The sequence below is a fragment of the Phycisphaerae bacterium genome (assembly GCA_019636475.1).
GTDB lineage: Bacteria > Planctomycetota > Phycisphaerae > UBA1845 > UTPLA1 > JADJRI01.
Genome location: JAHBXN010000002.1, coordinates 377279 through 402247 on the forward strand (window position 1 = coordinate 377279; position 24969 = coordinate 402247).

The 24969-nt window shown below is 58.6% G+C and carries 20 protein-coding genes, 3 tRNA genes and 3 rRNA genes; 13 read left to right on the forward strand and 13 right to left on the reverse strand.

Features of this window, described 5'->3' with window-relative positions; genetic code table 11:
• Nucleotides 1-136: 136 nt before the first annotated feature.
• Together KF841_04585 and KF841_04590 are read left to right on the forward strand one after the other, a co-directional pair.
• Nucleotides 137-210: transfer RNA gene (locus tag KF841_04585), tRNA-His, on the forward strand.
• A gap of 69 nt (nucleotides 211-279) precedes the next feature.
• Nucleotides 280-657, forward strand: a complete 378-nt coding sequence (locus KF841_04590; protein MBX3394626.1) for a sulfurtransferase — start codon at nucleotides 280-282, stop codon at nucleotides 655-657.
• A 4-nt stretch (nucleotides 658-661) separates the two neighbouring features.
• Here the strand turns inward: KF841_04590 and KF841_04595 are convergent, their stop codons facing one another.
• From KF841_04595 to KF841_04605, 3 genes are read right to left on the reverse strand one after another with little or no spacing between them, the layout of a single operon-like run.
• The gene (locus KF841_04595; protein MBX3394627.1) at nucleotides 662-1156 is read right to left on the reverse strand and encodes a GAF domain-containing protein; all 495 of its coding nucleotides are present in this window, start codon (nucleotides 1154-1156) and stop codon (nucleotides 662-664) included.
• A gap of 38 nt (nucleotides 1157-1194) precedes the next feature.
• Nucleotides 1195-2361, reverse strand: coding sequence for a diguanylate cyclase (locus tag KF841_04600; GenBank protein MBX3394628.1), 1167 nt, complete (start codon nucleotides 2359-2361; stop codon nucleotides 1195-1197).
• Nucleotides 2362-2379: 18 nt separating this feature from the next.
• Entirely contained in the window at nucleotides 2380-2718 is a 339-nt protein-coding gene (locus KF841_04605; GenBank protein MBX3394629.1) for an Hpt domain-containing protein, read from the reverse strand.
• 362 nt (nucleotides 2719-3080) lie between these two features.
• Here KF841_04605 and KF841_04610 point away from each other — a divergent pair, with 362 nt between their 5' ends.
• A complete protein-coding gene (locus KF841_04610; protein ID MBX3394630.1) occupies nucleotides 3081-3605 on the forward strand; it encodes a hypothetical protein in 525 nt (174 codons plus the stop codon).
• A gap of 25 nt (nucleotides 3606-3630) precedes the next feature.
• Here KF841_04610 and KF841_04615 read toward each other — a convergent pair whose 3' ends face one another.
• Complete coding sequence (locus tag KF841_04615; protein MBX3394631.1) at nucleotides 3631-4074, reverse strand: rhodanese-like domain-containing protein; 444 nt, start codon at nucleotides 4072-4074, stop codon at nucleotides 3631-3633.
• Nucleotides 4075-4152: 78 nt separating this feature from the next.
• Nucleotides 4153-5268 carry an aminopeptidase P family protein gene (locus KF841_04620; protein ID MBX3394632.1) on the reverse strand — a complete coding sequence of 372 codons (1116 nt, stop codon included), beginning with the start codon at nucleotides 5266-5268 and terminating at the stop codon, nucleotides 4153-4155.
• Between the two features lie 178 nt (nucleotides 5269-5446).
• On the opposite strand from KF841_04620, the gene KF841_04625 reads away from it, so the two are divergent.
• Entirely contained in the window at nucleotides 5447-5839 is a 393-nt protein-coding gene (locus KF841_04625; protein MBX3394633.1) for a hypothetical protein, read from the forward strand.
• 123 nt (nucleotides 5840-5962) lie between these two features.
• Here the strand turns inward: KF841_04625 and rrf are convergent.
• The 4 genes from rrf to KF841_04645 all read right to left on the reverse strand — a co-directional run bounded on the left by rrf (nucleotide 5963) and on the right by KF841_04645 (nucleotide 9882).
• Nucleotides 5963-6070 (reverse strand): 5S ribosomal RNA (gene rrf, locus KF841_04630).
• A gap of 268 nt (nucleotides 6071-6338) precedes the next feature.
• Nucleotides 6339-9237, reverse strand: a 23S ribosomal RNA gene (locus KF841_04635).
• 324 nt (nucleotides 9238-9561) lie between these two features.
• Nucleotides 9562-9634 (reverse strand) — tRNA-Ala (locus KF841_04640).
• A 174-nt stretch (nucleotides 9635-9808) separates the two neighbouring features.
• Nucleotides 9809-9882, reverse strand: a tRNA-Ile gene (locus KF841_04645).
• Between the two features lie 587 nt (nucleotides 9883-10469).
• Here KF841_04645 and KF841_04650 point away from each other — a divergent pair.
• Nucleotides 10470-10640, forward strand: a complete 171-nt coding sequence (locus KF841_04650; protein MBX3394634.1) for a hypothetical protein — start codon at nucleotides 10470-10472, stop codon at nucleotides 10638-10640.
• A gap of 72 nt (nucleotides 10641-10712) precedes the next feature.
• Here the strand turns inward: KF841_04650 and KF841_04655 are convergent, their stop codons facing one another.
• Both KF841_04655 and KF841_04660 read right to left on the reverse strand, forming a co-directional pair.
• Nucleotides 10713-11714, reverse strand: coding sequence for a hypothetical protein (locus KF841_04655; protein MBX3394635.1), 1002 nt, complete (start codon nucleotides 11712-11714; stop codon nucleotides 10713-10715).
• Between the two features lie 286 nt (nucleotides 11715-12000).
• Nucleotides 12001-13185, reverse strand: a complete 1185-nt coding sequence (locus tag KF841_04660) for a pyridoxal phosphate-dependent aminotransferase (GenBank protein MBX3394636.1) — start codon at nucleotides 13183-13185, stop codon at nucleotides 12001-12003.
• A gap of 133 nt (nucleotides 13186-13318) precedes the next feature.
• Here KF841_04660 and KF841_04665 point away from each other — a divergent pair, with 133 nt between their 5' ends.
• Together KF841_04665 and KF841_04670 are read left to right on the forward strand one after the other, a co-directional pair.
• Nucleotides 13319-13723: a response regulator gene (locus KF841_04665; protein ID MBX3394637.1), complete on the forward strand. Its 405-nt coding sequence runs from the start codon at nucleotides 13319-13321 to the stop codon at nucleotides 13721-13723.
• Between the two features lie 527 nt (nucleotides 13724-14250).
• Nucleotides 14251-15246, forward strand: coding sequence for a sigma-70 family RNA polymerase sigma factor (locus KF841_04670; protein ID MBX3394638.1), 996 nt, complete (start codon nucleotides 14251-14253; stop codon nucleotides 15244-15246).
• Between the two features lie 229 nt (nucleotides 15247-15475).
• Here the strand turns inward: KF841_04670 and KF841_04675 are convergent.
• Nucleotides 15476-17050, reverse strand: a 16S ribosomal RNA gene (locus KF841_04675).
• An 812-nt stretch (nucleotides 17051-17862) separates the two neighbouring features.
• Here KF841_04675 and KF841_04680 point away from each other — a divergent pair.
• The 3 genes from KF841_04680 (at nucleotide 17863) to KF841_04690 (ending at nucleotide 21610) form a co-directional block, all read left to right on the forward strand.
• Nucleotides 17863-18366, forward strand: a complete 504-nt coding sequence (locus tag KF841_04680) for an HDIG domain-containing protein (GenBank protein MBX3394639.1) — start codon at nucleotides 17863-17865, stop codon at nucleotides 18364-18366.
• A 61-nt stretch (nucleotides 18367-18427) separates the two neighbouring features.
• Entirely contained in the window at nucleotides 18428-21208 is a 2781-nt protein-coding gene (locus tag KF841_04685; GenBank protein MBX3394640.1) for a HEAT repeat domain-containing protein, read from the forward strand.
• 60 nt (nucleotides 21209-21268) lie between these two features.
• The gene (locus tag KF841_04690) at nucleotides 21269-21610 is read left to right on the forward strand and encodes a DMT family protein (protein ID MBX3394641.1); all 342 of its coding nucleotides are present in this window, start codon (nucleotides 21269-21271) and stop codon (nucleotides 21608-21610) included.
• Between the two features lie 16 nt (nucleotides 21611-21626).
• Here KF841_04690 and speB read toward each other — a convergent pair whose 3' ends face one another.
• The gene (gene speB, locus KF841_04695) at nucleotides 21627-22499 is read right to left on the reverse strand and encodes an agmatinase (GenBank protein ID MBX3394642.1); all 873 of its coding nucleotides are present in this window, start codon (nucleotides 22497-22499) and stop codon (nucleotides 21627-21629) included.
• Nucleotides 22500-22780: 281 nt separating this feature from the next.
• Between speB and KF841_04700 the strand changes: the two genes are divergently transcribed.
• Genes KF841_04700 through KF841_04710 form a run of 3 tightly spaced genes read left to right on the forward strand, consistent with a single transcriptional unit; the run spans nucleotide 22781 to nucleotide 24961 of the window.
• Nucleotides 22781-23134: a ferredoxin family protein gene (locus KF841_04700; protein ID MBX3394643.1), complete on the forward strand. Its 354-nt coding sequence runs from the start codon at nucleotides 22781-22783 to the stop codon at nucleotides 23132-23134.
• Nucleotides 23109-23966 (forward strand): hypothetical protein, encoded by an 858-nt coding sequence (locus tag KF841_04705; protein ID MBX3394644.1) that lies wholly within the window; start codon nucleotides 23109-23111, stop codon nucleotides 23964-23966. Before KF841_04700 ends, KF841_04705 begins: the two co-directional genes overlap by 26 nt.
• Nucleotides 23967-23968: 2 nt before the next feature.
• Nucleotides 23969-24961, forward strand: coding sequence for a hypothetical protein (locus tag KF841_04710; protein MBX3394645.1), 993 nt, complete (start codon nucleotides 23969-23971; stop codon nucleotides 24959-24961).
• Nucleotides 24962-24969 lie beyond the last annotated feature (8 nt).

The window sequence follows — 24969 nt, forward strand, 5'->3', positions numbered from 1 at the left end:
GGTCCGCGAATCATCGCGTAGAATGATTTTTCTTCGGCGTTCGGTTGCAATCCGGCGTGCGTTGGCAACTGCGACGTCCCGAACCGGGGATGCGGAAGCGGCCAAGTCCGTTTTGCCGGCGCCGGCAAACATCATGGTGAGCGTAGCTCAGTTGGTTAGAGCACTAGGTTGTGATCCTAGGGGTCGCGGGTTCGAATCCCGTCGTTCACCCTTCTTCAATTCAGACTTCATTCAGTCCGCGAGCGCGTTTGCTCTGCGCCGATCACCGGGAATCTGAACATGGGCAAACACGCTCCGTTATTCCTGAAGCTTGTCGACGAAGCCCGCTCGCGTATCGACGAAACCCACATCGACGCAGTGAAGGCTCGAATTGATGCGAGAGAGATTTTTCACCTCATTGACGTGAGAGAGGCTTACGAATTCGAAGCGGGCCATCTTCCCGGCGCGATCCATCTCAGCAAGGGCACGATCGAACGAGATATCGAACAGACGATCCCGGACCTGGGCGCGCCCATCGTGCTTTATTGCGGCGGAGGATATCGATCGGCGCTCGTGGCCGACAATCTGAAGAAGATGGGCTATACCGCAGTGCAATCAATGGACGGCGGCTATCGCGCCTGGCATGATGCGGGCTATCTCGTCATGCACGACCGCTAGCAGATCACTCGATTTCGCTCGTCAGACCAGCCTTCAACAACAACTGGGTGAAACCGGCCGAGTCCTCCTCGGAGAATGCGGACAACTCGTGGCTGTCAACGTCCAGCACGCCCCAGACGCTTCCATCGGCCTCAAACAGCGGAATGACGATTTCGCTGCGGTCACGCGGATCGCAGGCGATATAGCCCTCGCCCAGTTCGGCGACATCCTTGACCACCATGATCCGCCGATTGAGAAATGCCTGGCCGCAGGCGCCGTGCAGACCAATCGGCGAACAGGCCGGCTTGTCGCGGCGCGGACCGAGCACCAAGGAATGAGCATCGCCCGGCAGGTAGAAACCGATCCACGAAATGTGAGTGGAGCGCAATTCATCCCAGACGACATCGACGAAAGTCTGCATCGACTCCGCACGATTTGCGGCCGGTGCAATCCGTTTCAGGCAGGATGTGTAGTCGCGAAGCACACTGCTGAATATGCGCGCGGACGAGGGCCGCGCCAAGTCAAACCGCCATCGGAAGGATGCTATTTCGTTGCTGATTAAACCGGCTTGGTCAGGGCCGGAGTGACCTTCCGGGGATCCGGATTGCGGCCGTCCCCTCGCGTGTCATTCGGGGTGACGAGAGGCGTCTGCGGCGCCGTTTGCACCGGGGCCATTGCATCCGTTTCGGGCGACGCCGCCTGAACCGAAACACCGTCCGGGTCCGGCGCGAGAGTCACGCGATTTCTTCCGGCAGCTTTCGATTGATACAACGCCCCGTCGGCCGCCTTCATCAGTTCATCGGGGCTGCCGTATCGATGACTCGCCGCGGAGACGCCGATGCTGATCGTGACCATCAAAGGCGTGCCTTCGTATTCCACGGCCGCTGATTCGACCGCTTTGCGAAGGTGTTCAGCGCAGACCATCGCGCCCTTGGCTCCGACGCCCGGGCAGAGAATCAAAAATTCCTCGCCACCGACGCGACAAACCAGATCGGACTTTCGGCAGCACTTTCGCAGGACCTGTGCGACCGCGCGCAGCACCAGGTCGCCCGCTGCGTGGCCGTGACTGTCGTTGAATCGCTTGAAGAAATCGATATCCAGCGTGATACAGGCAAACTCCTGATCGTAACGTTCGTAAGCCGCCCAGAGCTGCTCAAGCCGGCTGATGGCCTCTCGGCGATTCAGAAGCCCCGTCAATTCATCCGTCGTCGCCATCCGCCGAAGCTGATCGTTCGCGTGCTTCAGCTTCTGATGGGTCAGCGCCATCTCCGCGTTGATCCGGTGAACCTCTCGCGTGCGTTTTGCCAGATCGGATTCCGCAGAGACGATGCGATCGGCGGCTCTGAGCCTGGCGATCAGTTCCGTCGGCTTGATCGGCTTTCGAACGAAATCGTCGGCGCCCGAGTTCAACGCCTCGACCACCTTGTCATCGCCCCCCTGACTGGTCGTCACCACAATATAAGCAAAACGAACACCTTCATGCTGGCGCAACGCGCGACAGAGATCGAGGCCGTTCATTTCCGGCATGAACCAATCGGTGATAATGATTCGGGGCTCTTCGCTCAAGACAATGCGAAGCGCTTCGGAGCCGTCGGCCGCGGTGAGAATCTGAAACTCGGTATCACCCAGGTATTTCGTCATCAGCGCAAGCTGCAGCGGATCGTCGTCGACGATCAGCAGCTTCTTCGCGCGAGGACGGTCCTTGTTTTCCAACGGCGCGCTCATCTTCGCCCCCTGACCCCGTCAATTCCTTGCCCGAGCCCGCTCACACAAATCAGCGACCTGCCGCAGATGCCCTGCCAACCGATCAATCGACTCCGACGCCTTGATCGATTCCTCGAGCGCTCCCGCCGCATCTGTAATGGCGGGAAATCCGTATCCGCCGGCCGCACCCTTGAGTTGATGTGCGACTCGGGCCAGCGTCGCCCAATCGCGCGCCGCAAGCGCCTCGGACATCGCGCCGACCCTCTTGGGAAGTTCGGCGATAAAAAACTCAACTAGTTCGATCATGTCGGCGTCGTTCGAAAGTTCGCTTACCAACGCCGACTTCTCGCCTGTTCCTAAATCGTCGAAAGTCTTCATCGCAGTTGTCCGGTAACCACCTTTCCGGCATCAATCGAGTCGATGGACGCCGACGTCCGCAGTCCGACGACATGGAGCCGCCGTCATCCTGCGAAGGCCGCTCGACTAATTCAGCCGAGCCTGATTAATCCGACAATTCATCGACAGAATAGCAATGCCCGCTTAGTTGAGCGCGGAAATCGTGAACGAATTTCTGACAGCGCCCGCGGGGTGATCGGGCGAAATTGCACGTGCATCCAGAGTTCATCGCGACGCCGAGAAAATTGACGCCGTGAAACGGTTGCCCTACAACGCCCGATATTTGATAAATTTCACAGTCGTCTGATCTGTTTGCGTCAACCCGATAAGAAACTCGCAAGTCGATGCCCATCCGAACCCAATCCAAGTCGACCGATGCACTGACAGCATGGCGCGAAACGCCGCCGCCCGAACGGATGAACCGGCTGAAAGCCATCGTCGAGGCGGAACCCAATAATGCAACAGCCTGGTACCTGCTGGGGGCGGTTCGACTTCGGGCGGGCCAGACGCGCGAAGCGGCCCGCTGTTTCGGCGCGGCCTACCATCGCGACGATCGCTTCGAGAGTGCCGCTATTCTGACATTCTCATGCCTCAAATCCCGCGAGGACGATTACGCTGATTTCGTTTTCAGCGCGATCGCCACCTACCGCGAAGTGAGAGAAAAGAACCCGGGCCGAACTGCCCTGGATGCCGGTGTGCTCAATGCCCTTGATGATGAAGGGCGGCCTCTGGCCGCATTTTCGCCAATCGGGCGGGTGATCTGGTGCATGACCAGTCCGGAGAACCGCAACCGACTCGATCGGATTCTCGGAATGGATGAGGGGCAATCTCTTCGCGAGTCCGAGCGCAAAGCGCCCCCCCGGCGGTGAGTCAGTTTCGAGGACGCATTGCGCGTCACTCGGTTCCGGTCGCGACCTGCATTCCGGAAGCGCGCCAATCCGCGATCCCTCCGGCGTAGTACCAAACATGTGAATATCCCCACGATGCCGCCTTCTGAGCTGCATCGTGCCCGACCGGACAATGGACGCTGCCGCAGTAGAACACCATCGGCTGCGCCTTGTCCGCCGGCAAGCTGCTCACGGTCATGTCCTGAATGTCGATGTTCTTCGCGCCCGGGATGTGTCCCTTGGCGAAATGCTCGGCATTCAACGCATGGATTACCAGAAGATTTCCCGCGTCCATCTTCGCTTTCAGTTCCGCCGCGGAGTCAATCCGCCCGACCTGAATGCCGGCGCCGCCCTGGTTCGCGCAGCCCGCGCCGACCGATATCGTCCAAACAATGCAGAGCAGGCTTCGGCGACTCCAAATTCGGCCGATTCCGCGATTACAACTCGTCATCGGATCTGTCTCCGGAAAATTCTTGAAAGTACCACCTGCAACCCGCTCGCACACGCGAAACGAGTTGCTCCCTCCACTTCAAACCACTTCAAGCAGTTCCTTGGATGTCGTGGTCAGATTTTCGATTCCGGTTTGTGTGGCAACCACCATATCCTCGATCCGCACACCGCCCCAGCCCACGAAGTACAAACCCGGCTCGATCGTGAAAACCATTCCCGGCGCGATCTTTTCCTGGAACGTCTGTTTCAAGCGCGGCGGCTCATGAATTGCCAGCCCGACGCCGTGTCCGGTGCCGTGCATGAACGCATCCGCGCAGCCGTGGTCGCGGAAATAGTCCCGACACAGTGCATCAATGTCCTGCCATGACATGCCGGGCTTAATGCCAGCCAGGCAGCGCAATTGTGCTTTTAAGACAAGGTCATATACCTCGCGATGCCGGGAGGAGGCCTTGCCCATGACCAACATTCGCGTCAAATCGCCGCAATAGCCGTGGTGCACTGCGCCGAAATCGAGCAGCACCAGGTGACCCGATTCCAGCTTGCGATTCGAATTCGGCGAATAATGCGGTCGAGCGCTGGTCTCGCCGAATGCCACGATCGGACTGAAGCTGTTGCCCTCGCTGTGCTTTCGTAGATAGGTATCAATTTCGAACGCGACGTCGCGTTCCGACATCCCCACGCGAATCCGCCCGGCAACATGCTCGAAACAGGCACCTGTGATTGCCTGTGCCTGGCGAAGTTCGGCGATTTCCTGTGCCGTCTTGATCATTCGCAGGCCCGTCATGATGTCGCCGGCCGGTCGACACTCGAGCGTCCCGAGGCACGCCAGAAGGGCGACGGCATCACTATGAATCAATGCGTCCGGCTCATAACCCAGCACCTTCGTCGCGGGACCGAGAATTCTCAGCAATTCGTCCGCGATGATCTTCGGGGTGGTCGGCGATTCGATTCGATGCGGAGTGATGCCGTTCAGTTCGCCCGCACCGGCGATGTATCGGCCATCGCAAAGCAGGTGAATTTCGCCACGATAGGCCAGCACGAATGCTTCCGGATCGCCGACGGACTGTACTTCGCCCGGCATCGTCGCATGAAAGCCTGACAGATAGAGGACATTCTTCGGATTGCTGATGAACAACGCATCCAGCCCGGCTTGGACCATCGCCTGGCTCAATCGCTCATGTCGCATGGAGATCATTTCAGGACACTCCGCTTTGCCGACGTTTCGGCCTGATTATCACTCGCTGCTTGCTTCGCGGGGAAATCTATCTTACCTCTTAATCCGAAGTCCACGGCTAGCGAGGTCTGGATCATGACCGCAACCGCATGCGCGGCCGGTCGCTCCCAATTTCAATCACCCAACCTGGAGAATCATCATGCCAGCGAACAACGATCGCAACACGCCGAATCCGCGCGAGCAGCTCGAAGCACTGGTCAACGAAACGTTTGGCGAGCGCACGCCGCGAAAGCTGTTCAGGCTCAGCGTCGGCGACTACAGCGCCAACACCGGCTGCGGTGATTCGGAATTGTTCGAGGAGTTCTTCTATCTGAGCGACGAGGAAGCGTTCGAAGTCTGTCGAGGCCTGATCGCAAGCCTTAAACCCTATGCCAGCAGACGCGCGGACCGCGACGGCCGACCCAAAAACGCTCTAGGCAACCGGGCCCAGGTCGGCCAAGGTCAATCGAATACGAGCGGTGGGACCAACAATCAGCGTAACGGCAACCGCCGCGAACAGAACGTAGATGACCGGGAGATGGCGCACGCCTGACGGCTGAATTCCGGATTCGGGGGGAGGGAGTCGAGGCCTACAATTGGAGCCGGAAGTTCACGAAAGTTAGGGCGCTAGAAAAAGGCGAGGCCCGGCAATCTCGCGATCGCCGGGCCTCGAAAAAGCCGGCACTAACCTACTCTCGCCCTTTAGGACTACCATCGGCCCAGAGGTCTTCACTACTGAGTTCGGAAAGGGATCAGGTGTTACCCCTCTAGTATGGGCACCGGCACAGCTGCGACGGATCCTTCGACCCGCCGCAACAAACCTGTACGCGACTGCGAGAGCGTGACACTACTTGGGCACCGCCCTCGGGCGGTGAGGCACACACCATGGTGGGTACCAGCAAAGCCAGATCGCCCTCGCAGGCGCAAAATATTAAGAATAGATGTGGGAGGATCAAATCGGCAAGTCACCGACCCGACAAACGAAGTTTGGACGTTGTTGACCGCGCCGCCCGGATGGGCGAGCGCGGGGTGTTGATCAGCAATTCATCAATGCGATCAAGCATTCGACCGTTAGTACCAGTCAGCTAAGGCCTTCACGGACCTTACACATCTGGCCTATCAACCTTGTCGTCTACAAGGGGTCTCTCGTTCTTGCGAAGCTCGAAACGCTATCTTCAGGGGGGCTTCACGCTTAGATGCATTCAGCGTTTATCCTTTCGGCACGTGGCTACCCTGCGCTGCCCCTAGCGGGACAACAGGTGCACTAGAGGTGCCTACAACCCAATCCTCTCGTACTAAGGTTGTCTCCTGTCACGTTTCGTACGCCCACGGCAGATAGGGACCGACCTGGCTCACGCCGGTCTGAACCCAGCTCGCGTACCGCTTTAATTGGCGAACAGCCAAACCCTTGGGACCGCCTTCAGCCCCAGGATGCGATGGGCCGACATCGAGGTGCCAAACGACCACGCCGCTATGGACGCTCGGTGGTCATCAGCCTGTTATCCCCGGAGTACCTTTTATCCGTTGAGCGATAGCCCTTCCACACGGGACTACCGGATCACTAGGACCTGCTTTCGCATCTGTTCGTTTTGTATAACTCACAGTTAAGCCGGCTTATACCCTTACACTCTGCGCACGATTGCCAACCGTGCTGAGCCGACCTTTGTGCTCCTCCGGTACTTTTTAGGAGGAGACCGCCCCAGTCAAACTGCCCACCTAACACTGTCCTCTGCCCGGATTCACGGGTCAGAGTGAGGAGACGAATAATACAAGGGTGGTATTTCAACGACGGCTCCCCGCCGGCCGAAACCGGCGGATCAAAGCCTCCCACCTATCCTACGCATGTGTTAACCGGCTCCAATATCAGGATACAGTAAAGGTTCACGGGGTCTTTCCGTCTTGCCGCGGGTATGTGGTATCTTCACCACAAGTCCTATTTCACCGAGTCGGTCCTCGAGACAGTGGAGCAGTCGTTTCGCCATTCATGCGCGTCGGAACTTACCCGACAAGGAATTTCGCTACCTTAGGACCCTCATAGTTAGGGCCGCCGTTTACGGGTGCTTCGGTCGCCAGCTTCAGGGGCGAACCCCTTGACCGCCTTCCTTAACATTCCCGCACCGAGCAGGCGTCAGTCTCTATACATCCTCTTGCGAGTTAGCAGAGACCTGTGTTTTTGATAAACAGTCGCCGCTCCCGATTCTCTGCGCCCTCCATGATATTGCTAAAATGGAGGGACCCCTTTTCCCGGAGTTACGGGGTTAATTTGCCTAGTTCCTTAAGGACCGTTCTCTCGAGCGCCTGAGGATACTCTCCTCGCCTACCTGTGTCAGTTTTAGTACGGTTCCGCGTATTGCACATACTCGCTTTTCTCGGTTCCTTCTCCACACACTTCAGCAACAAATCGGCCTCGCCCTTTCGGGAGCCCTAATCTAGTAATGGGCTGTATCTTGAAGAAACGCACGAATATGAGATCTCCACGCGGAGTGCAGGAATATTAACCTGCTGTCCATCAGCTACGCCTTTCGGCCTCGCCTTAGGGGCCGACTAACCCTGGGTGGATCTCCCTTCCCCAGGAAACCTTAGGCTTACGGCGAGAGGGATTTTCACCCTCTTTCTCGTTACTTAAACCGGCATACTCACCTGTTAGGCCCTACAGCGCTCCTTGCGGTACGCCTTGTGTCTGCACTAACAGCGCTCCCCTACCCCGTATAAAGACTCGCGTCTCGATACAGCCGCAGCTTCGGCTGACATCTTAGTCCCGTTCATTATCGGTGCCGGATTTCTCGACGGGTAAGCTATTACGCACTTTTTAAATGGTGGCTGCTTCTAAGCCAACATCCCCGCTGTCTCGGAAACCCAACTTCCTTATGCACTTAGATGTCATTGGGGGCCTTAGCTGGCGGTCCGGGTTGTTTCCCTTTTGTCCACAGACGTTATCACCGGTGGACTTTCTCCCAGGGTACACGACATGGTATTCGGAGTTTGATTGGAGGCGGTAGTCGGGTAGACCCCGCGATCCATTCAGTAGCTCTACCCCCATGACGCAATGGCCTGAGGCATGCCCTAGAGCATTTTCGGGGAGAACCAGATATCTCTGAGTTTGATTAGACTTTTACTCCTCCCCACAGGTCATGCCAGAACTTTTCAACGTTCACGGCTTCGAACCTCCGCATCCTGTTACGGATGCTTCATTCTGCCCATGGGTAGATCACTCAGTTTCGGGTCTAGCCCACGCGACTTATCGCCCTTATCAGACTCGCTTTCGCTACGGCTCCACCGCTCAAGCGGCTTAGCCTTGCCACGTAGGACTAACTCGCCGGTCCATTATGCAAAAGGTACGCGGTCGACCTGGGCCAGAGGCCATAGGTCTTCCACTGCTTGTAAATGCATGGTTTCAGGTTCTATTAGCTCCGCTTATTGCGGTTCTTTTCACCTTTCAGTCGCCATACTTGTTCACTATCGGTCGTCCAGTAGTACTTAGCCTTGGAGGGTGGGCCCCCCGGGTTCACACGAGGTTTCACGGCACTCGTGCTACTCTGGAACGCCTCTCAAAGGAGAGCATCAATCGTCGCGTACGGGGCTGTCACCCTGTGTCGCCGGCCTTTCCAGACCGTTCCGCTGATTGCGCTTTTGTAACTCCTCGAGGCGCCCGCAACCCCGGCCCGAAGACCGGTTTGGGCTAGATCCGCGTTCGCTCGCCGCTACTGACGGAGTCTCGGTTGATTTCTCTTCCTTCAGGTACTTAGATGTTTCAGTTCCCTGAGTTAGCTCCGACGTACTATACATTCATACGCCGGTCATGCCGCCTGTTAAGCGACATGGGGTTTCCCCATTCAGAGATCTCCGGATTAACGCTTATTTGCCAGCTCCCCGGAGCTTTTCGCAGGCTGTCACGTCTTTCATCGCCTCTGGACGCCAAGGCATCCACCATGCACTCTTACGAGCTTGATCACATTGATGAATCACTGCCGGCACCAGCACGGAACAACTCCTCACCTTTCGGCCAGTAGCTGAACCACACCAGGACGGCAACACTCTCAACGCAACCAAACGCCGTTTATCGGCGCTCAATTCACTTCGACGGGTCACGAAAACTTCTCGCAACCCGATCTCGGCAAACTGAACAATTTAATCGGTTCTTGTGATCTGAATCACATCCCACATCTATTCGGTTGTCAAAGAGCAGCAGAATCCCGGGACCGGAGTCCTCAGCATTCGGTTGACAGCTCTACACATCGCAAAGCTGTCAACCGACTACTGCCAACCCACTCCCGATGGAGCCGACCGGGATCGAACCGGCAACCCCTAGCTTGCAAAGCTAGTGCTCTCCCAATTGAGCTACGGCCCCGAGCTCTTTCGAGCCTACCTGCCGTGATCTCAGCCGAGCCACGCTCAGCCGCCACACCTGGGACCTCACCCACCGCCCCGCAGCCTGATAAGCAACAAGACGACGAGAGCGCCAGCCAGAGCCAGTACGCCCCAATTCGACATCGAGCACTCGCGGCGACCTGATCGCCACCAATGGGCCCGGTAGGAGTCGAACCTACGACCTCGTCGTTATCAGCGACGCGCTCTAACCAACTGAGCTACGAGCCCAATCTCGCCGCACCACTGACCATTTCGCCAGCCGTGCCAACCTGTCGTTTCCGACGGCGAGCGGATTCATCCTCAGCCGGCCAATCGACTCCGCCGTGCGACCAATCGCATCCGACGCGGCGACAAAAAAACCACCGGCAACCGCCGGTGGCTATTCGATTCGATCGAATGCCTCCGATTCGCGGCTATGCCGTTAATCTCGCCGAATTGCCAATCCTTCGAGTCAGCAGATACCTCCGCATGTCTCACGCCAGTCGCTAAACGACTGACGTTGGATCAACTCGTCAGAGCAAGGTAATTTAGCAAGCCACCGGTCCGTGTCAACAGCCATTTTTCAAGAATCTTTGCGTGATTTTAGCATTTCGCAACATTCGGGCCTGTAACGAATTACAGGCGAGCCCGCCGGACCGCCCCACCACTGCATGCCGACTCGACGGGAACTTTCTCTTTCGGGTACGCCGCATCATCGCAATTTCCGTTATACTTTCGCATCTTGCGGCGGCGAGAAACCGCCGCGTTGATCGGAAATTCACCCATATTGCGGTCGAATCCATGCATCGATCGGCCTGATTAGGAGCAGCGAATTCATGAGAAAGAGCAAGGACATCAAACGAAAGCGAAAGCTCGCCGGCCAGGAGTATCGCCGAGGAAATCGCCCGGAAGCCTACAAGATGTGGGCCGAAGCGAAGAAGGAAATGGACGAGCTTCGCGGCCGAAACAAGCCCCCGGCGCAGAAGGCCGAAGAGACGGCAGGCTGACACTTAGACAGAAGTCTATTTACAGCCGCTGGGACAGGCTACACGGCCCGATGCATCGAGCGTCGGGCCTTTTCATTGCGCCGCTGTTGCCCGGCGGCGAGCGATGCAGGATGCGCGGAGTAGAAAGATCAGCCCTCCCAGTATATGGCCGAACCCGATCCACGAGGGGAGACTGCTTTCCGCCTCAGCTGATTCACTGGGAATAATGTAACGAAATCGCATGAAAAACAGCCCCTGAAACAGGAGCAATCCGCCGATCGCAGCGGCACGCCAACTCATCCGCCGGTGAAGCAGCAACAGCAGCGCCGTTGCCACCAGGATCAGCTCGCGCGACAGCGGAAACACCATGACGCCAAAACTCATCGCGATGGGAATATTCAACAAGGCTGTTCCCAGATCGGTCCGATTTCCTTCCGGAGTCGATCTCACCGCCTTTCTTCCGCCCGGCCCCATGAACTCGCCCTGCGGTGTCATCACCCATACATGCTTCAGGTCCGTCACCAGTTCAGACTTGTACCCCAGGCGGCGCATCAGGGATGCCGCCATGACGGCACGGCCATCACAGTCTTCCCGCAGCACGCCGTCCGGCGCCTTTCGCGCCTGCTCGAACATTTCGGCAACGGTCGGCATGTAGTCCGCGACTCCCCAGACCTCCCAGTCCCATTGATATCGCACTTCGCGATATACGAGGTTTTCCACCACCTGCTGAACCACCCTGGGCGCGAAAGCCGAAAGGTCGTGCAGGAACCGAACCGGCCGGGCTGTCGAGTTCTGCACCACGTCGTTTGAAAAATCCGCAGGAATCTTTCCATCGAAAGCAGCCAGGACGGACTTCTGGCTGAAAGTGCGCGGCGTTTGGCCGGTCGACTTATCATTCTTTAATGCACTTTCATATTCGTGGCGCTCGTACAGAGTCGCCCGCACGGCCGCCTCGAGCGGCATCAATTCGGGCGCATCCGGCGTGACCATCTGTTCAAGATTCCGGACTCGCTCGATCTGGCGAATGAACAGGCGCGGATCGGGAAAGAGCACGAAAAAAAGTACAACGAGGAAGACACCGAACTTCGCAGGCATTCGGATGTACCACGCGCACGATCGACATGGCGCCGCCCGATGTTGATCGAATCCGGTCGACATTCCGGCCCTCACTTTCAACCCAGGTGTTCGTTTCGACGTCGAATTTATCAGATCATACCGGGCAGGATCGGCGATTTCCCGGACGCTCGTCGAAATTCACCAGGAATCCGTCCGAGGCGATCGGGCTCCAAATTCAAGCATTCGCATTCGAGCATCGCCAGGAATTCGGCCTGCAGGGGATTCGACGCCGGACGAGATCGGTCGGGCGGCGCGGATGACGGTGTCACCTGGTCCCGAGCACCGCCTCGAGTCGGTCAAGGCCGTTGTTGATGTGATCCATGCCGTTTGCAAATGACAGACGGACGTGCATTTCGCTTCCGAAGGCGTCGCCCGGCACCAGCGCGACATTGGCCTTGTCGAGCATGGCATCGCAGAACTCGCCCGAGTTCGCGACGCCGAGCGCGGCGTACGCGCCGGAGACGTTGGGAAAGCAGTAGAAGGCGCCGCTGGGCCGCACGCATGAGACGCCGCGCAGCGCGTTGAGCCGTCGCCACATGTGCTGGCCCCGTTCGTCAAAGGCCTGCCGCATGGTCTCCACGTGAGACTGGTCGCCGGTCAGTGCTTCGACGAGGGCGCGCTGCACGAATGTCGGGGTGCCGCTGGTGGTATGGCTCTGCAGATTGCACATGGCCTTGATAATCGGCCGAGGCCCCGCGGCATAGCCAACGCGCCAGCCGGTCATGCTGTGGGTCTTGCTGGCCGCGTTGAAAGTGATCGTCTTCTGATACCACTCTTCGTTGATCGCCGCGAAGCTGAGATGCTCGCGTCGATCGCCGAATCGCAGCTTGTCGTACATTTCATCGCTGAAAACGATGATGTCGCGTCCTGAAAGGGCGCTTGCGATCGCACGCGTCTCCTCGGGGGAATAGGCGAATCCGCCGGGATTGGAGGGGCTGTTGAAAATCAGCACCCGCGTCCTGGGCGTGACCGCCGCCGCGATGGCGTCGGGTGTGAGGCGCATGTCGTTTGACTCGTCACCCCGCAAGGCGACGACTTTTCCGCCGCAGAGCTTGATCTGCTCCGGAAACGAAACCCAGTAAGGCACCGGCAGAATCACCTCGTCGCCGGGCTCGATCAGTGCAAGGCAGGCGAGGTAGAGCGCTTCCTTGCCGCCGACGGTCACAATGACCTGATCGGGGTCGTAGGACAGGGCGTTGTCAACCTTGAACTTGTGGCACACGGCCGCGCGTGCCTCGGGTATTCCGTGCGTCGGCTTCGCGTAGGTGGTGTGGCCGGCGTCGAGGGCGATTTTGCACGCGTCCTTGATATGCTGCGGCGTTGGAAAATCGGGCTCACCCGCGCCAAAACCGATGATGTCCTTGCCGGCGCGGCGCAGTTCAGCCGCCTTGTTGGCGACTGCGAGCGTGGCGGAAGGCGTCAGTTGTTGAGAGCGTGTTGAGAGTCGCATGGATGTACCGCTCGGCGAATCGGGCAGATCGCTATAATGGCGAAACCTCGGACTCGGCGGACTCTATCGCGACCCACAGATCGAGGCAATTCGACCGCGCACGGAAGTGGCGGCGGACGATGGGGAGCAGAAAATGGGAAATGCAAACTCGTCTGTGCTGGATGTCGGAAACTGCGACCCCGACCACGGCATGATACGAAAGATGCTTTTGAAACACTTCGACGTGGAAATTGATCGCGTGATGTTTGTCGACGAGGCGATTGAGAAGTTGCGCAAGCGTTCCTACGACCTTGTGATGTTCAACCGGCTGATTTTTGATGACGGCAGTGAGGGGATTGAGCTGCTGCGGCGAGCCAAGGTCGAACCTTCGCTGGCCGCCACGCCGATGATGATGATCAGCAATTTCGCTGAGGCCCAGGCCCGGGCGGTCGCCGCCGGCGGCGTGCCGGGATTCGGCAAGGACTCCATTTTCGCCGAATCGACGTGCGAGCTGTTGAGCCGGTACCTGAATCCTCGAAAAAGCGGTGCCGCAGTCTGAGGGAGTCGCAAAAACTGATTGTCAGGGTCTCGGGCAGACTGGGTAATCCGGGGAATAGAGCGCAACATCCGAAAAATGGTGTGATATGGCACAGATACGGCCAAATCCACTATCGGGCGTTTTTGTCGCTGAAGAAATTCTACACGAAACGCTTGACCCCTAACCTGTTTCCATTAATGCGTTTACGGGATGATCATCCCCAAAAACCCTTCTTCATCGATTGTTTTTTTCATCTAGGATTTGCCTGCCCCAATTTCTGGGGTATGTTTAGCGTGGTAGTAGTGAAAAAGACCCACTCCCCCCCGCACTCGGCTCCCGGAAGGGAGTCCAGCCGGTCGGCAAAGGGCAACAGAGCGGCTGCCCCCTCGTCGGCCAAGTAGAAAACTCGACTTCATCGTCCATCGGCAACAGGACGGACGCGGTTGATCGCGTGTTCGGTGCTTCGTGCGCCGCGCGGTCTGCTCTCCCAGCCCTGATAAGTTGTTGCCAAGCCATGCGGCCCCTGGAGGCTGCAAGGAGTTAGCGACATGATGAACGAAGGTGGCGCGACCCGTGTTGAGGGTAGTGTTGACCCGAGGATTCCGACGGCCCTTGCGCCGGTGGAATCGGTGCAGAAGACGCTCGACGCGACTGCTCGAGCGCGACTTCACCGGCTGCTCACGCGGCCGTTCGAGTACATCCATCACCCGAGCTTTGAGAAGGCCGGCGCCGGCAAGGAGCTCTTTAGTGACGAGTTTGCCGGCGAAGTTTCGGCCCGACCGTGGTGCAACGCGGTCGATCCGACCGCCCCGTCGTTTGACACGTCGCTGGCCGCCCCGATTACGCTGACTGCCAAAGAAGAGAAGAAGCTGTTTCTTCAGTTGAACTATGCCCGATTTCGGATGGGCAAGATTCTCAGCCGGTTTGCCGGCAAGCGATTGAGCGAACAGGCCGCGCAGGAACTCATCTGGTGGCAGACGAAGGTCGAGGCCATCCGCGGCGAGATCGTCAAGGCCAACATGCCGCTGGTGCTGGCGATGGCCAAGCGAACGCGCCTAGGCAATCTCGATTACGCAGAGTTGGTGAGCGAAGGGAACATGGCACTGCTGCGGAGCGTGGACAAATTCGACTGCGGGCGGGGCTTCAAGTTCAGTACCTATGGTTGCCGGGCGATTCTGAAGAGCTTCAGCCGAGTGGCGATGAAGATCGGTCGATATCGCGGGCGATTTCCAGTTGAATTCGATCCTACGCTGGAGCGCAGCGACTTCGCGGAGCAGCAGCACGATAACGTCGAATCGGGATGCCTGGATGAACTGCGCGGGATTCTCGCGGACAACTCGGCCTCGCTGAACGAGGTCGAGGTAAAGGTTCTTCAAGCCCGGTTCGCACTGGCCCGCGTGGAAGGCGCGCCCGGGGACGGGCCGCAAACGCTGGAGGAAGTCGGCATGCTGATCGGCGTGACAAAAGAGCGCGTCAGGCAGATTCAGAATCGCGCCTTGTCGAAACTTCGGGAACGACTGCAGAAGGATTTTCTGGCGGCGTGATCCCTGTGGCGAGCGGGGATGCGCTGAGGAAGGAAAAAGAAAAAGCCCGTCGAGCGCTAGCGCGCACGACGGGCTTTCCTATATCAAGAAACAGAGATCGCCAGGAGGACCGTTTCCGGCACCTCCAACTGCCGGCCGAAGCCGACGATTCGAGATTGTGCTGACCATAATCGAGCCGGGGCCGTCACTCCGAAGAGTGTCGGCGGAAGCTCGTCTAGGTATCCCCTAGAAAGGAGGTGATCCAGCCGCAGGTTCCCCTACGGCTACCTTGTTACGACTTAGTCCCAGTCACCGGTCTTACCGTCGGCCGCCGCCTCCTTGCGGTTAGCTAAGCGGACTTCGGGTACTACCAGCTTCCATGACTTGACGGGCGGTGTGTACAAGGCTCAGGAACATATTCACCGCGCCATTGCTGATGCGCGATTACTAGCGATTCCAGCTTCATGCAGGCGAGTTGCAGCCTGCAATCCGAACTGAGGGATGTTTTGTGCGATTTGCTCCACCTCGCGGTCTTGCATCGCTCTGTACCATCCCATTGTAGGACGTGTGCAACCCCGGACATAAAGGCCATGATGACTTGACGTCGTCCCCACCTTCCTCCGGTTTAACACCGGCAGTCTCGCTAAAGTGCCCGGCATGACCCGCTGGCAACTAACGATAAGGGTTTCGCTCGTTCAAGGACTTAACCTAACATCTCACGACACGAGCTGACGACAGCCATGCAGCACCTGTGCTAGTTCCACGGCAAGCCGCGTTACTCTACTTTCATAGAGCTAATCCTAGCATGTCAAACCCGGGTAAGGTTCTTCGCGTTGCTTCGAATTAAGCCACATCCTCCACCGCTTGTGTGAGCCCCCGTCAATTCCTTTGAGTTTTAGCCTTGCGGCCGTACTCCCCAGGCGGCGCACTTATCGGTTTTCTTTCGACTCCCAGACCGTCAGAGGTATAGAAGTCTAGTGCGCATCGTTTACGGCGTAGACTACCGGGGTATCTAATCCCGTTTGCTCCCTACGCTTTCGCGTCTCAGCGTCAGGCCGGACCCAGTGCTCCGCTTTCGCCTCTGGCGTTCCCCTAGATATCTACACATTTCACCGCTCCACCTAGAGTTCCAAGCACCCCTATCCGCCTCAAGTCCGACAGTATACCAAGCATTTCCCAGGTTAAGCCCAGGCATTTCACAAAGTACTTGCCAGACCGCCTACACGCGCTTTAAGCCCAGTGATTCCGAACAACGCTTGCCTCCTCTGTATTACCGCGGCTGCTGGCACAGAGTTAGCCGAGGCTTTTTCTGGTCTGGATCAACGCAGATGGGTATTAGCCACCCTTGCTTTCCTAAACCTAAAAGGAGTTTACATCCCGAGGGAATTCATCCTCCACGAGGCGTCGCTCCGTCAGGCTTGCGCCCATTGCGGAATATTCGTTACTGCAGCCATCCGTAGATGTCCGGGCAGTGTCTCAGTCCCGATGTGGCCGTACAACCTCTCAGTCCGGCTACCCGTCAAAGCCTTGGTGAGCCATTACCTCACCAACTAGCTGATAGGAAATAGCCCGCTCTCAGTCCGGTAGGCCCGAAGGTCCCCACCTTTGATTCCCAGGAGATGCCTCCCGAGGACGTCATTGGGTATTAACACCACTTTCGCAAAGGGATTGCTCCCGGCGGTATCCCCAAGACCGAGGTACGTTAGCTATTTATTACTCACCCGTCCGCCACTATACGCCATATTGCTACAACGTACCGTGCGACTTGCATGTCTTAACCACGCCTCCAGCGTTCGTTCTGAGCCAGGATCAAACTCTTTAATTATTATTCGTTGAACCCGCCTCGCCGAAGCGAGACAGATGTCCTGCGAATTGACAGCGTGACCCGGCCGAAGCCGAGCACGCCTATTGGCTCAAACGCTCGTCTGCTACGAGAATGTTTGAGCGTCGGCCGCCTATAACGACTGCCGACTCACCCATTTGCGACCGAATGAATCGGTCGACTTCTGGATCGACAACCGGTCGAATAGCAGACTCGACCGGTGCCTCACATTCCCGTGGCGATCTCTGTTCACTTGTCAAAGAACACTCTTCAAGCGGCCGTCAGGCCACCCGAAGCCGCCCGCAACGATGTTTCCATCCCTCACAGGCGAGCAGCGTAATGTACCGTCAGGATTGTAGGTGTCAAGCGGCCTTGGCCGATTTTTTTAAACTAATTAGTGAGGCACGAGAAGAGGTTCAACGCCGAAGCCGGCAAAATACGCAACCGTTTATGCCGCCGAACGTTAAAATCCACACCAACAAACGGGAATCCCGCCGCCCGACGCTATAATCGGCGGACTTGATCCACGCCGCCAAGCGATTCCCGAGCGGAGGCATCGAATCAACGCAAGAAAACACGAAGTCGGCGAATCGGGGGTGAAGCGGCGGCGCAGAGCCCGCCCCGTCGCGACGAGGGTTATTGTGCCACGCGAATGACACACCCTCAATGAACGACACCAGTGCGATGCAGCCGGCCGAGTTGAATTCCAATTCGGCGGCGGTGTCCGAAAGGCGCGAGGAGAATCGAGCTTGAAACGCGAGGCGGCATGGGAACTAGTCTGCGAGTATGTCGGATCCGTTGCGCTTCGGCAGCACATGCTTTCGGTTGAGGCCGCCATGCGGCACTACGCGCGCCGGCTCGGCGGCGATGTCGAGCAATGGGGTGTGACCGGACTGCTGCACGACTTCGATTATGAGCGATGGCCCGATCCACCGTCTCACACGCGAGAGGGCGCGCGGATTCTCCGCGAGATGAACGTGGACGATGAGATTGTCGGGGCGATCCTATCGCATGCGGAGTGGAATCATGATTCGTATCCGCTCGATCGGCCGATTCGGAAGGCGCTGAGCGCAGTGGATGAGCTATGCGGCTTCATTTATGCGGTCGCACTGGTTCGGCCGACGAGGCTTGATGGGATGGAGCCGTCGTCGGTGAAAAAGAAGCTGAAGACGCCGCAATTCGCGGCGGCGGTGAATCGTGAAGACATCCGAAACGGCGCGGCGCTACTGGAGCTGCCGCTTGAGGAGCACATTTCGAACTGCATCACGGCGATGCGATGCGTCGAGTTGGAAATCGGGCTTGCAGCGCGAACCGGATAAACGGTTACGACCCCGGTGTCGAGACTGCGGCCTCATTCCCGGAGTGAAACTGGAGAAGGGTATGCGAACTGAACCTGATATCCGCCTGGATGCGGATCATCTGCGCGTCGTGGCTTGCGGCGCTTCCGTGAATCGAGGCGAAGCGAACCGCGCCGGCCGGCCAAGGGGCGCTGCGTCTCGTGGTCTTCGCGGGCGATCGACCGTTTTCATTCTCACAACGGCTCTCTCTCTCTTGATCGGCGCGCGGCCGGGATTTGCCGATACGAGCGACGAACAACTGAAATTCGCAAAGGAACGTCCGTTCGACATCGAGCACATCAAGCTGGATCTCTACTTGGAACTTCCGCAAAAGTTTGTTCGGTCACGTGCGACCATCAAGGGACATGCGTTGCGGCCGCTGGAGCGAATCACGCTGGACGCCGTCGGCTTCAATGATGTCTCGGTGGCAGCACGTTTCAGCGGGGAATCGTCCGCGCCGGCCGTATTTGAAAACGACGGCGAGCGGATCACCGTTGAACTCAAGAGATCGCTGGAGGCCGGCGAGTCACTCGACCTGTTCATTGACTATACACTGGATGATCCGAAGTCGGGTCTGCACTTTTTTGCGCCGTCGGAGGAAGAGCCGGAGACGCCTTACCTGGTCTGGTCGCAAGGACAGTCGATCGATAATCGGCACTGGATTCCGTGCTTTGACCATCCGAACGAGATGCAGACCTCGGAAGTTGTTTGCACAGTCGCAGAGCCTTACCAGGTTATCAGCAACGGAAAACTGGAGCGCGTCACGGAGAACAGCGACGGCACGCGCACCTTTCACTGGTCGCAGACGAAGCCGCATGTCTCGTACCTGATTACGCTGGTTGCGGGCGAGTTCGCGACGCGGACGGACACGTGGCGCGATATCCCGGTCGCGTATCATGCGAACCCGAAGCACGAGGAGAAGCTCGAACGATCGTTCCGTAACACGCCGGCGATGCTGGAGTTTTTCAGCAACCAGATCGGCGTGAAATTCCCCTGGGCGAAATACGATCAGGTTTGCTGTCATGGATTCGGCGGCGGCATGGAGAACACCAGCGCTACGACGCTTGGCGAACGGGCCCTTTATGACGACCGGCGAATATTGGACGACGATCCGGACGGTCTGATCTCCCACGAACTCGCGCACCAGTGGTTCGGCGATTTGCTGACCTGTCGAGACTGGGCGCACATCTGGCTGAACGAAGGGTTCGCATCCTATTTCGAGGCGTTGTGGGATGAGCATCACAGCGGGCCAGAGGAATTCTCCTACAACATGCGGAACAAGGCGCGCGGCGCGATCAACGGAGGCCGCGAGCATCCGGTGGTCTGGCGAGGTTACACCAGTCCGGATGAACAGTTTGATTCACGGGCCTATCCGAAAGGCGCGTGGGTCGTCCACATGATCCGACGACGCCTTGGAGACGGGCTGTTCTGGCAGGTGATCAAGACATACGTCGAGCGTTTCTCGCACCGCTCCGTCGACACCGAGGACCTGCGGAAGACAATTGAAGAGGTCACCGGGCGCAGTTTCGAGCGATTCTTCCTTGACTGGACGGGGCGAGCCGGCAGCCCGGAGGTGAAGGTCGCGTATCGGTGGCTGGAACAGGACCGGATGGCCAAACTGACGGTGGAGCAGACGCAGAAGGAGGATCCATTTCATTTTCCGCTGGTGTTTGAGTTCGGTTTCGGTGGGGATGAGACGCCCTACCGCATGACGCACGAGGTGACCGAGCGGCAATCCACGTTTTATGTTCCGCTGAAGCGGCAACCGAAGCAGGTTCGCATCGACCCGGAGCAGGCCGTGTTGATGACGCTGGCGCGCGAGCAGCCTCGGAACATCTGGATTTCGCAACTGGAGGATGCCAATCCATCGGCGCGACTGGACGCAGTGGAGCATTTCGCGGACGCCGGAGGGCGTGCGAACATGAAGTTGCTCATTCGGCGGCTTTCGGTGGATTCATTCTGGGCGGTTCGGGCTGACATCGCGGAGCGACTTGGGAAAGAAGGCAGTGAGTCGTCGCGTGACGCACTTCTTGCGAACATCGGGACGGACCATCCGCGCGTTCGGGCCGCGGTGGTCGAAGCACTGGGGCAATTCGCGGGTGACGAGAAAGTCGCGGCGGCCCTGGCGGCGCTCGTTGAACGCGGCGATCCGAGTTACCGCGTCGAGACGGCTGCCATCCGCGGATATGCGGCGGTACACGACGGAGACTCGGCAGCCATCATTCGTGTGGCGATGGATCGGGACTCGGACCGTGACGTGATCCGCGCGGCAGCGCTGGAGGCGATGGGTTCAAACGGGGGCACGGACGCATTCGGTGCTTTGAAAGCGTGGTCCCTGCCCGAAAAGCCGATGACGTGCCGGGCCGCGGCGATTCGGGCACTGGCCCAACTTGCATCGCGGGATGTGCTGGATGAGCACGCGGTGGATGAGGTCGTGTCCCTTGTCGAGAAAGCGATCAAGTCGACGCCGATGGAATTGCGGCGAGCCGGTTACGCGGCCTGCGGCACGCTGGGTCCGCGCGCGGCGGGACTGGCCGCGACGATCGAAGAGGCGATGAAAGGCGGTCCTCGCCGACTGCGTCGCATGGGCGAAGAGACGCTGAAGCGCATCCGCGGCGAGCAAAAGCCGGATAAGCAATTGGCGGAGTTGCGCGAGAAATTGGAACAACTGACCCAAGAGTACAAACTGATGTCGGCGACGATTTCGAAGCTGAAATCCAGTAAGGGTTCCAGCGAGGCAGAGACCGAACCTCGATCCGGGAAGGAGCAGACATCAGACTCAGCTCCTGCCGCGGAGCCAAGCTCGGGCGTTTTGGCGAACTAATCGCCGCGTCCCAGGTCCGTCGGCGTCGCGTCGATGCGGTTGGGTGGAGGAGGCCTGTGCATGCGGTCTATCTTGCTACTGGTCGCGTCGAATCTGTTCATGACTTTTGCATGGTATGGCCACCTGAAATTCAAGCATGTCGGCCTGATTAAGGTGATTTTGATCAGCTGGGGCATCGCTTTTTTTGAATACTGCCTTCAGGTCCCGGCGAATCGCTGGGGGCACGGCGATGGGCCGGGCCAATTCGACGCCGCGCAACTGAAGACGATTCAGGAGATCATCACCCTGGTCATTTTCTGCGGCTTTTCGGTAATTGTGCTGAAGGAAGAGATGAAGTGGAACTACATCGTGGGTTTCGTACTCATCGCGGCCGCTGGATTCTTTGTATTCAAGAAATGGTGACGGGCTCGCAGCGGCGTCAGCGATTGCCCTCGATGTGTGCCATCAGCTTATAGATCAGCTTGGCCGCGAGAAACTCGGTCTGGGCGGTTCCCGGCAGGGGCAGCACCTCGACAACGTCGCAGGCGACAATTTTTCTGGCCATGGCCGTTGCGCGGAGGAGGTCGCTGACCTGAAACCAGTCGAGTCCTCCGGGTTCGGGTGTTCCGGTTCCGGGGGCGTAGGCGGGATCAAAGCCGTCGATGTCGATGGTGACGTAGACACTTTCGCTGAGCGAATCGACGGCCTGCATGATCCAGTCGGGATTGTTTCGGGTTTCCCGGGCGGAGATGGGCTTGAAGTCGTGGCTTTGCATGAAACGATGTTCTTCGAGGCTGTAGTTGCGGATACCGACGGGAATGACCGGGATTTTCAAATCGAGGACGCGCCGCATGACGGCTGCATGGCTGTAGCGGGTGCCTTCGTATTCATCGCGCAAATCAGCATGGGCGTCGATCTGAAGCACGCTGAGCTTGCGGTGCTTTGATGCCACGGCGCGAACGAGCGCGCTGGTGATGGAGTGTTCGCCGCCGAGGCTGATGAGGGTTTTGCCGTCGCGGACGATTTTCCTGGCGACATCATAGATGTCGGCGTGCATTTGCTCCGGGCCGGCCATGTTCGGGAAGATCGGATCGAGTGTGGCGATTCCGGCATCGAGGAATTCGCGTCCGTACTCTTCGTCGAACAGCTCGACCTGCTGGCTGGAGGTGATGATCGCCCTCGGTCCGTTTCGCGTGCCGACCTGGAAGCTGACCGTACTGTCGTAGGGGATCGGGAGCACGGCGTACTTCGCGCGTTTGTACTCGCTGTACGGCGCGGGGATGGCGAGAAAATTGTCGGGCATCTGTGACATGCGGTCAGTCGCTCCAGCAGGAAAGGTCAGCGGCGCTTCCGCCGCCTGTTCGAGGGGAAATACTATGTCAGCGGAGTGAAAATGGAAAACGAAGGCGCCGTCGGCGTTTGAGCGAGTCGGAATGGCGGCTGGATTCGTCGCAGGGAAAGGTGTCCGGGGCATGTTGACGGAATGTGCGGCATGTGTCATAAAACGCAGACCGCCCCGGGAGATGGGGAGCAAACCGCTCAGTCATTCCATTTCGCGAGGCGGCACAGGAACCTTTTGACGAGGATCAGGCCATGACTCACGTCGTCACCGGACGTTGTGTGAATTGTCGCTATACAGACTGCGCCACCGTTTGCCCGGTGGAGTGCTTCTGGGAGACCGAGAATCCAGCGATGCTGGTAATCGATCCGGATACATGCATCGATTGCGGCTTGTGCGTCCCGGAGTGTCCGATCCACGCGATCTACACCGAGGACGAGGTTCCTGCCCCGTACGCCGAGTGGACGAAGAAGAATGCCGAACTCTTCAAGTCGGGCAAGAACATCACGGAAAAGAAGGATGCTCTGCCCGGCGCCCTCTCACTCGAGGAAATTCAACAAAAAGAGAAGGATCAGGGCTGGGATGTGCCCGAACCTGGCGGTGTTTGACGACTCCGCACGCGACGGGACGTCGTGCGCTGCAATGGCAACCGGACTTCGTGACCGGCGGCTGCCGCGCGCGCTGCCGATCGTCCTGTTGATGGCGTTTTTCGCTTCGTTCGGCTGTACGGCGGAGTCCACGTCGAACAGCATCGTGTATTACTGCGACGGTGCCGGTTGGTACGCGGGAAGCGGAAAGGTTCAATCCGGGCTGAAACAGGCAAAATTTCCGGGCCGGTTTGAGCGGTATGGCTGGAGTACGCTGCTGGGCCCGGGCACGGACCATCTGATTGCGGCGCGGAGCACGGCTGTCGCAATGGGGCTGACGCGAAGAATCGAGAAGCACCTGCGCGAACATCCCGAAGCGGACGTTCATCTCATCGGGCTGTCGGCAGGGACGGCGGTTGTGTTGAATGCGATTGAGCAACTGCCGGCTGATGTCAAAGTATCGAATGTCGTACTCTTGTCATCATCGGCGTCATCGCAGCGCGATCTGACGAAAATCATGCAGCGGGTTTCGGGATGCATTTACAACACGGTGAGCCGGCGTGACTCGATCCTCAGCACGTTGACAGTGAATGCGGACGGCGGCGAAGGGAGGCCTGCCGGTGCGGTGGGATTCCGGCGGCCGCGCGGGACGAAGCGTCCGGGGAGCGATCAGGCGTATCGTCGGGTGGTCAACCTTCCCTGGAAGCCGGCGTATCTGGCGTATGATTGGGACGGCGGCCACACGCGCGTGACGAGTTCGAAATTCATTCGATCGGTGATCGCGCCGCGGCTGAAATCGAAGGATGCTTTCCCATTGGACCGGCCGATGGTCGCTTCGGCGACGAAAGATTGAACATGCCTATCTCCCGCCTCCTGCTCGGCACAGGTCCGACGCGATTACTGCGACGTCGCAGGGCGGCGCTGCGCATCGTCGTTGCGTGCGGCGCCGGCTGGATTCTGCCTCTTTCGTTGAACTGCTCGACCACCGGCAATCGGACGATCCGGGCGGCCAATGCCGCAGAAGACCGCGGCGAGGCACACGTTGCCTATGATGCCTATTGTCAGGCGCTTCGACAGGATCCGGGTGACAGGCGATCGGCATCAGCCATTCAGCGACTTGCCCCGACGGCCGCGACCTACTGGGAGTCGCAAGCACGAATCTCCGAATCGAAAGGCGATCACGCCGAGGCATGGCGGCGCGGAATGAAAGCGCTGGACATTCGGCCGGACCAGCCAGGTCTGGCAGATTTCGTACGGCAATTGGAACAAACCTATCCGAACGACGTGGAGCCGGCGCGACAGGCCTGGATACGGAGCGGACAGGTTCGCGTGGCAGCGGCAACGGCGATTGAGAGTCCGGCGGTTCGCGAGTCGACGCCGCCGGAGGAGCCTGTGCCGGACAGTGATGAGGCTGGGGGTGGAAAATTCGAGCGCAGTCGAAGCGAACCGGAACGTCGAGGAGCCAGGCAAGGAAGACGCGATCAGTCGCATGAGGATCGGCGTACGTCGGCGCGGGATGATCAGCGCGATGCGGCGGAGCGGCCGCGCGGATCGTCGGCGGAGACAGGCGAATTCGTCGCGGTTTACACGCTGAGCCGCCGGCGCGATTCGAATCCGGAACGACAGCGGATTGCGGACGGCATTTTCCTGAGGCTGCGTGATGTGGACGATGATCGATCGGTCGATATCGATCTGGACGACGGCAACGATCGAATTCAGAAAATTCGCGGAATGGGTCAGGGGCAGTCGAAGCTGTTTCGTGGGCGGTCGGGCCGATGGTATCGATTCACCCTGATCGACGTGGACGCTCGCGAGCGGACGATTCGTGTCGGACTCCGACCGGGTTGATGCTCGTG

Coding starts and splice junctions, on each gene's coding strand:
- KF841_04590 (MBX3394626.1), top strand. CDS start 280: ATGGGCAAACACGCTCCGTTATTCCTGAAGCTTGTCGACGAAGCCCGC.
- KF841_04600 (MBX3394628.1), bottom strand. CDS start 2,361: ATGAGCGCGCCGTTGGAAAACAAGGACCGTCCTCGCGCGAAGAAGCTG.
- KF841_04605 (MBX3394629.1), bottom strand. CDS start 2,718: ATGAAGACTTTCGACGATTTAGGAACAGGCGAGAAGTCGGCGTTGGTA.
- KF841_04610 (MBX3394630.1), top strand. CDS start 3,081: ATGCCCATCCGAACCCAATCCAAGTCGACCGATGCACTGACAGCATGG.
- KF841_04615 (MBX3394631.1), bottom strand. CDS start 4,074: ATGACGAGTTGTAATCGCGGAATCGGCCGAATTTGGAGTCGCCGAAGC.
- KF841_04620 (MBX3394632.1), bottom strand. CDS start 5,268: ATGATCTCCATGCGACATGAGCGATTGAGCCAGGCGATGGTCCAAGCC.
- KF841_04625 (MBX3394633.1), top strand. CDS start 5,447: ATGCCAGCGAACAACGATCGCAACACGCCGAATCCGCGCGAGCAGCTC.
- KF841_04650 (MBX3394634.1), top strand. CDS start 10,470: ATGAGAAAGAGCAAGGACATCAAACGAAAGCGAAAGCTCGCCGGCCAG.
- KF841_04655 (MBX3394635.1), bottom strand. CDS start 11,714: ATGCCTGCGAAGTTCGGTGTCTTCCTCGTTGTACTTTTTTTCGTGCTC.
- KF841_04660 (MBX3394636.1), bottom strand. CDS start 13,185: ATGCGACTCTCAACACGCTCTCAACAACTGACGCCTTCCGCCACGCTC.
- KF841_04665 (MBX3394637.1), top strand. CDS start 13,319: ATGGGAAATGCAAACTCGTCTGTGCTGGATGTCGGAAACTGCGACCCC.
- KF841_04670 (MBX3394638.1), top strand. CDS start 14,251: ATGATGAACGAAGGTGGCGCGACCCGTGTTGAGGGTAGTGTTGACCCG.
- KF841_04680 (MBX3394639.1), top strand. CDS start 17,863: ATGCTTTCGGTTGAGGCCGCCATGCGGCACTACGCGCGCCGGCTCGGC.
- KF841_04685 (MBX3394640.1), top strand. CDS start 18,428: ATGCGAACTGAACCTGATATCCGCCTGGATGCGGATCATCTGCGCGTC.
- KF841_04690 (MBX3394641.1), top strand. CDS start 21,269: ATGCGGTCTATCTTGCTACTGGTCGCGTCGAATCTGTTCATGACTTTT.
- speB (MBX3394642.1), bottom strand. CDS start 22,499: ATGTCACAGATGCCCGACAATTTTCTCGCCATCCCCGCGCCGTACAGC.
- KF841_04700 (MBX3394643.1), top strand. CDS start 22,781: ATGACTCACGTCGTCACCGGACGTTGTGTGAATTGTCGCTATACAGAC.
- KF841_04705 (MBX3394644.1), top strand. CDS start 23,109: ATGTGCCCGAACCTGGCGGTGTTTGACGACTCCGCACGCGACGGGACG.
- KF841_04710 (MBX3394645.1), top strand. CDS start 23,969: ATGCCTATCTCCCGCCTCCTGCTCGGCACAGGTCCGACGCGATTACTG.